Annotated in this window: 1 protein-coding gene; it reads right to left on the reverse strand. The window is 69.4% G+C overall.

The window, feature by feature from the left end; translation table 11 throughout:
* On the reverse strand, positions 1 to 487 hold a 487-nt coding region (locus tag I6F37_RS38710; RefSeq protein ID WP_225154173.1), incomplete at both ends, for a PASTA domain-containing protein.

A 487-nucleotide genomic window follows, 5' to 3' on the forward strand; every position in this document is an offset into this window, starting at 1 on the left:
GGATCTCCTCGCCCGGGAGCGCGGTGGGGTTGTCGGTGCCGACCTTGATGATCTGGTCCTTGGGCACCGTCTCGTCGTACGCGGTGTCGGGCGGCACCTTCAGCACGAGCCCGACGTCCTGCAACGCCGTGTTGGCCTGGTCGGCCGTCATCCCGGCGAGCGGCGGGATGGTGATCGGCTGGGGACCGGCGGAGGTCCAGTACTTCAGCTGGCCGCCTTCTGCGAGCGACGCACCAGCCTCGGGTTCGGTGCGGACGATGCGACCGGATTCGATGTCGGGGCTGTACTCCTCGTTGGGCATCAGCACCCAGTCGTTCTTCTCCGCGAGCACCTGCAGGTCCTCGACGGTGGTGTCGCGCAACTCGGGCACGTCGTGGCTGACGGTGCGATTCGCCAGATACGCGGCGACGCCCCCGCCGATGGCGCCGAACAGCACCAGCAGCGCGAGGAGCACCCACGGCCAGCGCCGCCGGCGGTGGTGATCGTC

This window comes from Bradyrhizobium sp. NBAIM08, assembly GCF_020193935.1.
GTDB classification, from domain to species: Bacteria; Pseudomonadota; Alphaproteobacteria; order Rhizobiales; family Xanthobacteraceae; genus Bradyrhizobium; species Bradyrhizobium yuanmingense.